Annotated in this window: 6 protein-coding genes; 3 read left to right on the top strand and 3 right to left on the bottom strand. The window is 46.4% G+C overall.

Annotation, left to right across the window (positions count from 1 at the left end):
- The 3 genes from LGT40_RS01100 to greB all read left to right on the top strand — a co-directional run.
- On the top strand, positions 1–1,374 hold a 1,374-nt coding region (locus LGT40_RS01100), incomplete at its 5' end, for a hypothetical protein (protein WP_226343133.1).
- 105 nt (positions 1,375–1,479) lie between these two features.
- Positions 1,480–2,826: an FAD-dependent oxidoreductase gene (locus tag LGT40_RS01105; RefSeq protein WP_226070693.1), complete on the top strand. Its 1,347-nt coding sequence runs from the start codon at positions 1,480–1,482 to the stop codon at positions 2,824–2,826.
- Positions 2,826–3,293 carry a transcription elongation factor GreB gene (greB, locus tag LGT40_RS01110; protein ID WP_226070691.1) on the top strand — a complete coding sequence of 156 codons (468 nt, stop codon included), beginning with the start codon at positions 2,826–2,828 and terminating at the stop codon, positions 3,291–3,293. Before LGT40_RS01105 ends, greB begins: the two co-directional genes overlap by 1 nt.
- Here greB and LGT40_RS01115 read toward each other — a convergent pair.
- From LGT40_RS01115 to LGT40_RS01125, 3 genes are all read right to left on the bottom strand, one after another.
- On the bottom strand, positions 3,290–4,396 hold the full coding sequence (locus tag LGT40_RS01115) for a PQQ-dependent sugar dehydrogenase (RefSeq protein WP_226070689.1): 1,107 nt from the start codon (positions 4,394–4,396) through the stop codon (positions 3,290–3,292). The genes greB and LGT40_RS01115 overlap by 4 nt on opposite strands.
- 16 nt (positions 4,397–4,412) lie before the next feature.
- Positions 4,413–6,041, bottom strand: coding sequence for a protein adenylyltransferase SelO (locus tag LGT40_RS01120; protein WP_226070687.1), 1,629 nt, complete (start codon positions 6,039–6,041; stop codon positions 4,413–4,415).
- Positions 6,042–6,408: 367 nt separating this feature from the next.
- A partial coding sequence (locus tag LGT40_RS01125) for a class I tRNA ligase family protein (protein WP_226343134.1) occupies positions 6,409–7,314 on the bottom strand: 906 nt, incomplete at its 5' end.

Genomic DNA, 7,314 nt, shown 5'->3' on the forward strand with positions numbered 1-7,314 from the left:
GCCGAAGCCGAAGCCGAAGCCGAAGCCGAAGCCGAAGCCGAAGTTCAACATGAGTCAGAAAGATTGGCTGGCATTATGGCAGAGCAGCCAGCTTTGGAAGACAATATGTCCGTGGATACAGCGACTAGCTTTCCCGATTCTGAAGAAGACCCGGCTAATGAGATAGATAAGCTTCGTGCCAAACTACGTGAGCGTACAGAAAGGTTAAAAGCTGCCAGACAACAACGAATGGCTGAAGCTCAATTGATCCCGTCGGAGCCTGCAACACCAGCAGATGACACTGTATCGTCCTTAGAGACCTCTGAAGATACTGCACATGTTGATGAAACAGACTTTTCTGCTTCTCAAACAAATCCATTGCCTGACACAACGGAACAACCTGAATCTGCCTTAACTGATTTAACGACCCAAGAAGCATATCCGCCGGAAACGGAAGAAGAACACTTTCAGCAGAAAATACAGGCAGCTCAAAAGGAGGATGATGATAGCCATAAATTGGCAGGGGAGGTAAATGAGAGCCAATTTGATGCTGAAGCGGAGTTATCTGCGCCTGAGCCAGAGCCAGAGCCTGCTACAGAAGAAAGCAGTCCTTCTTCTGTAGATCCAGAAACAGCTTTCAATGAGCTGGATAACATGTTTGATGAAGAGATCGAGCTGGCTACTTCTGTAAATGAATTGGCAACGTCAACTTCAGATCCTTCGGTCGAAGACGAGTTGAACCAGCGCTCTATTGCAGACCCGGAACCTTCGACACAAGGTGCTTCCTCAGAAGCGGATGAATGGGTAGCCGACTTAATGACTGAGAACCAAGCTGCCGCCGAATCCAGTGATGATTTGGATGCATTGTCCTTGCTCGATGGTGATTCTGAAATTGAAATGACTTCATCGACTCAGCAAACGGATGAGTCAATAAATGATTTAACTGACACCCTTTCTGCCGAAGCCGAAGCCGAAGCCGATATGACAATCGAAGAGGTTTCAGAAGATACGACTAAAGCCGATTTAGATTTTGCTGCAGCGTTGGCGGCAGAGCAGGCTCAAGCCGAACAAGATCGCAAGCAGACACAGGCTGAGATCGCCGGGTTTGATATTCCCGAACAACCTGAAATTCCTGAGCCAGAACGTCTCGAATCCCTGCTTAAGGATGTCGAGCAGTTACAAGTCACTGAGGAGAAGACGAATCAATCACTGATTCCTCCGATAGCCGAACCGCCGCTTCCAGATCCTGCGCAATTAGAAAACTTATTGGCGGATGCCGATAAATTAACGGCAGTTAAAAAAACGGTAAAAAGTAAGAAGAAACGCAGTGAATTGCAGGCGATTCTCTCAACAATACCGTCTTTTTCCGGCAGTAATAAAACAAAATATAAATAATTCGGCTGCTTTCATCCTGTATGGATGATGAGAAAAAAGTGAACTTTTTAAACGGTCTGATTTACGTTTTGCTAAAATTTCCGTCGTTTAAGCACGGAAAAATTTATGACAGACCAAATTCATCAGGTAGCCATTGTCGGTGGCGGTGTCTGTGGCACCGCGCTGCTGTATATGCTGGCTGAATATACCGATATCAACGACATTGTACTGTTGGAAAAATATGCCGGGGTGGCCAAGGTCAACTCGAATGGTCGTAACAACAGTCAGACAATCCATTGTGGTGATATTGAAACCAATTACACTTTGGAGAAAGCGACCAAGGTAAAGGCGGCCGCAGAGATGCTGGTGAATTTTGCTACTGATTTGACCAATGTTGATGAGGTCATCTTTAAATATCCCAAAATGGTTTTAGGCGTTGGTGAGCAAGAGTGTCGGCAGCTTCGTCAACGCTATCAGACTTTCCGAGAAGTTTTCCCCAATATGAAACTATTGGAGAAGTCAGATATTGCCTCCTATGAGCCCGCAGTGGTTATGGTCAATGGTGAAATGCGAGCAGAACCCTGCGTTGCTCTCGCTATTTTAGATGATTACAGTGCTGTCGATTATCAGCGTTTATCAGAAGCGTTTATTGATAAGGCCCAAGCAAAAACCGACAAACAAATTCAATTAGTGTTTAACAGCGAAGTCGATGATATTGTCGAAAAAGATGGTGTGTTTTCTTTGGTCACCGGCAATAAAATCATTAAGGCACGCAGCGTGGTGGTGTCAGCGGGTGGACATAGTTTATTACTGGCACAAAAGATGGGATATGGCTTGGAATTCTCCTGCCTGCCAGTAGCCGGGAGCTTTTATTTCACTCCGCAAGTGCTTCGCGGCAAAGTGTATACCGTGCAGAATGATGCATTGCCGTTCGCAGCTGTACATGGTGATCCGGATGTGCTGGTAGAGGGAAAAACCCGTTTTGGACCAACAGCACTGTTATTGCCGTTGTTAGAGCGTTACAACAACAAAACATTTTTTGATTTCCTCCGGGTTCTGCGTCTCGACAGCCGGGTAATGCGGGTATTCTGGGATTTATTCCGGATTAAGGATATTCGCAATTACATCCTTAAAAACTTCCTGTTTGAAGTGCCGTTATTACGTCGCTGGCTGTTTTTGAAAGATGCCCGCAAAATTGTTCCGGGCCTGCAATTGAAAGATATAGAATTCGCCAAAGGTTTTGGGGGAGTCAGGCCTCAGTTGATTGACAAAAAGAATGCCAAATTGTTGATGGGTGAAGCCAAGATTAATCCAGGCACAGGTATTGTTTTTAACATGACACCATCTCCTGGCGGCACCAGTTGCCTGGAAAACGCTGAAACCGATATGCGGCTGATTGCCAGCCGTTTGGGGGCAACAATTAATGAATCCCAGCTGAAGCAAACACTTCATAAATCAGCAACAATAAATTAATGGCTTCATCACCTTATATTACTGCCGATGGCATGTTTCGGATGAATCAGGAATTGAGTGAACGCTGGCAACGTCGACGGCATGTAGTACAGGCACTGGCGGCTGCAGCGGCAGAAGGGGATCGGTCGGAGAATGCAGAATATATTTATCGTAAGAAAGAGCTCAGAGAAATAGACCGACGTATTCGCTATCTGCAAAAACGTATTCCCGATTTGATGGTGATTGATCGTATTCCAGATAATCAGGATGCGGTGTTTTTTGCGGCGTATGTGACGCTATTAAAAGATGATACCGAAGAAGTTGAATACCGGATTGTCGGTCCGGATGAAATCGACCACGCCAAAGGTAATATCAGTGTTGATTCACCTTTGGCGCGGGCATTGTTAAAAAAACAGGTTGATGATGAAGTCAGTATCCAGGTTCAGGATGGTGGTCATCGCTATCTGATTCTGGACATACGATATTAATTGGCTGCCGGCTGGATGCGGTAAATCTCGCCATCATCAGTAGAGACATATAACCAGCCTTCCGGGCTTTCAATAACATCACGAATACGTTTGTTCATTGTTCGCAGGTAGCGTACTTCATCGACTGCCTGGTTATCCTCAATTTTGACCCGGTTCAGATGTTGTAACGCCAGCGCACCGGTAAATAAATCTCCTTGCCATTCCGGGAAGGCATCTCCTTGGTATTGAACCAGACCACTGGGTGCAATTGAGGGGATATAAACTTTTACTGGATTTTCCATACCCTCTACCTCTTTTTTGCCAACAGAAACTGGAGCATAGTATTCCTTGCCATGAGAAGCTTCTGGCCATCCGTAGTTTTTACCGGCTTCAATCAGATTAATTTCATCACCACCGCGCGGGCCATGTTCAATGCCCCATAGTTGCTGAGTCTCGGCGTTATAAAATAACCCTTGCGGATTACGATGCCCATAACTCCAGATTTCCGGCAAGGCATTATTATCTCCAACAAAGGGATTGTCCTGTGGCACGCTGCCATCTAGTTTGAGTCGCAGAATGGTACCGTTATGATTGTTTAGATTCTGAGCTCTATCACGTTCCCCACGATCCCCAATCGAGAAAAACAGATGGCCCTGTTGGTCAAACACGATTCGGCTACCGTAATGCTGGCCTTTGCTGGTGCGAGATTGAGTGACCAGCAAATCGTTCCAATCGCTTAAAGCGTCCCCATTCAATTTGGCGCGGGCGAGGGTGGTGGCCCCCTGTCCGTCTACATCTTTGCTATATGTGAAATAAATCCAGCCGCTTTCGGCATAATCGGGGGATAGAGCAACATCCAGAAAACCGCCCTGTCCAACAGCTTTGACCTTGGGGACGCCACTTATGCTGGTCTTATTGCCTGAATCCAGATCAAGCAGACTTAATTTACCTTCACGTTGAGTAACCAGCATTGTGCCATCTGGCAAAATTGCCATTCCCCATGGAATACCTAATCCATCTGCCACCTTGTCAATTTGCAGTTTTTTATCATTAACGCTGCCAGCATGGGTGGTCATTGCTGACGTTAAAATCAATAAGACAAACAGTTTACTGATCAACTTCATCTAACGACTCCTAAGTTTAAGAGCTACAGGACAGCATCGAGCATCCGGGTTTATCTCTGGCCCAGTCCGGGCGTTTGGCTGCGTAATGTTGATACTGTGGCTGTTCATCATAAGGACGGTGCATGACCTCCAGAAGTTCATGAATCATGCTGTAATCACCCTCATGGGCTTTATCAATCGCCTGTTGTGACAAGTAGTTGCGTAATACATATTTGGGATTAACCAGATTCATTCTGGCTTTTCTATCCTGATCGCTGGTGCCATCCTGTTGCACACGTTGCTGATATTGACGCAACCAGTCGCAGATATCTTTTTTATCTTCTTTCGATAAGGCATCTGGGGCGTAATAAGCTTCCATCAACGGTTCCAATAGTGCTTCATCGCTGAGGTCCTTCTTTTCACAGTTCACATCGGCTAATCGGCGATAGAAAATCGTCATATCGGTTTCAGCCAATAACAGAATTTTCTGTAACTGCTGATTCAATTCATGATCATCTTCACCCTGATGCTCGTTCAGCCCCAGTTTATCGGCACGCATCTGTTGCCATTTATTGGTGTAGAGCTCGACATAATCGCTGAGGATTTGTTGTAACGGTTCAACTTCATCAATCAATGGATATATCGCGTTGCCGAGTTGCAGCAGATTCCACTGGGCAATCTGCGGCTGATGTCCAAACCGATAGCGTTTACCAGTCGCATCGGTGGTATTAGGCGTCCAGTCTGGGTCGTAATTATCAATCCAGCCATAAGGACCGTAATCAATAGTCAGTCCTAAAATCGAAGTGTTATCAGTATTTAATACACCATGTACAAAACCGACACGCATCCAGTGCACCACTAAATCTGCAGTGCGTTCACAGACTTCTTTAAACCAGGCTAGATAGGTTTCTTTGGCCGGTTCACCCAGATGCGGATAATGATGGCGAATGGTGTAATCGACCAATAAACGAAGATTGTCGATATCGCCTCGCGAGTTAAACAATTCGTAATTACCAATGCGCAGAAAAGAAGGCGCGACGCGGCAGACAATAGCCCCCGGCTCGGCCTGTGGACGACCATCGTAAAACATATCACGTATAACGTCTTCGCCAGTTGTGACCAGGCTTAAGGCACGGGTGGTGGGAACGCCAAGATGAAACATGGCTTCACTGCAGAGAAATTCGCGAACTGAGGAACGCAATACCGCTAAACCATCCGCTGAGCGGGAGTAGGGGGTTTCTCCAGAACCTTTGAGTTGCAGCATTTGCAGCTCGCCGTGAATATCCTGAACTTCACCAAGATTAATGGCGCGGCCATCGCCCAGTTGTCCGGCCCAGTTGCCAAATTGATGTCCGCCGTAGCACATAGCATGAGGCTGCATACCTTCCAGCAGTTCATTACCGGCAAACACATTAGCAAACTGTTTGCTTTCACAATCCACCGGTCTAATGCCTAAGTCGGTGGCTAAATCCATGGAATAAGCCACCAGTTTGGGGTTAGCCACCGGCGTTGGATTCACAAATGTATAACAGGCACCCAGCACCTGACGGCGAACATTTTCGGTATCCGGGTCAGCGGGGAGTTCCCGCACAAACCGGTTATCGAATTGCAGCCGTGTCATTGGCGTAGTGGTGGCGTCGTTGGGATTAAATTCTTCAGTAGTCATAGGCCTATTACAACAGATAGTAGCTGGTAAAACACTAAGGCCTGCTGATCTTTCATAGCCGCCTCTGTTGTGAAGTGAAAAATTGCCACACAAGGCGCGAGGAATGCGGTTTGGTTATTCCAAATAAATGACGAGCAACACAGGGTGGGATTTTTTCAATCACAACCCGAAGGGCTGGGACTATTTTTCCGCCCACCAGCGTTGGAAATGACTTATGTAGAATGGCTACATCGCATCATTTCCAACGCTGGTGGGCGGAAAAATAGCCTCCAGCAGTGATGACTATGAAAGATCAGCAGGCCCTAACTTTCATGTTGATATTGACCGACTAGGTTATGCGAGAAGTTCCTGAAAAGTACTTTTAGTTTTAGCCTAGGGCATTACGCTGTTGCTGTAACTGGCTTAACGACTGTTCCAGTTCGGCGAGTTTTTCACGTTCTTTGGCAACAACTTCTGCTGGCGCTTTGGCAACATAATTTTCATTACTGAGTTTGCCGGCTGATTGCTTGATAATTTTATCCAGCTTGCTGATTTCTTTATCCAGACGGGCAATTTCTGCCTCTTTATCAATCAGGCCTTCCAGCGGAATCAGGATTTCCATTTTACCAACTAGTGCCGTGGCTGCGGCTGGTGCTTCACCGGCCAGAAATTCAACTGATTCCAGATTGGCCAGACGGCTGATAAAGTCGCGGTTGTCCTGTAAACGTTGTTTATCAATGTCAGCGGCATCCTTGAGCAGTACCGGCAATTGTTTTTTCGGGGCAATATTCATTTGCGAGCGAATAGAACGGATACCATTAATGAATTGCATCACCCATTCCATATCGGCAACGGCGTTATTATCAATTTTGCTGGTGTCGGCGACAGGGTAGGCTTGGCGCATGATGGTTGAACCGCTTTTCCCCGCTAACGGCGCGATGGTATGCCAGATTTCTTCAGTGATAAATGGCATAAACGGATGTGCTAAACGCAAAGTAGCTTCTAAAACCCGAACCAAAGTACGCCGGGTACCACGTTTAGCCGCATCACTGGCAGAATCACTGTTTAAGACAGGTTTGGAAAGTTCCAGATACCAGTCACAGTAATTATTCCAGATAAATTCATAAATTGCCTGTGCTGCCAAATCAAAGCGATAGCTGTCGATGGCGCGGGTCACGTCCAGTTCAGTCTGCTGTAATAACGAAATGATCCAGCGATCAGCCAAACTCAATTCAACTTCAGTGTTATCAATACCCGTATCCTGACCTTCGGTATTCATCAACACATAACGCGC

The sequence above is a fragment of the Methylophaga pinxianii genome (assembly GCF_020447225.1).
GTDB classification, from domain to species: Bacteria; Pseudomonadota; Gammaproteobacteria; order Nitrosococcales; family Methylophagaceae; genus Methylophaga; species Methylophaga pinxianii.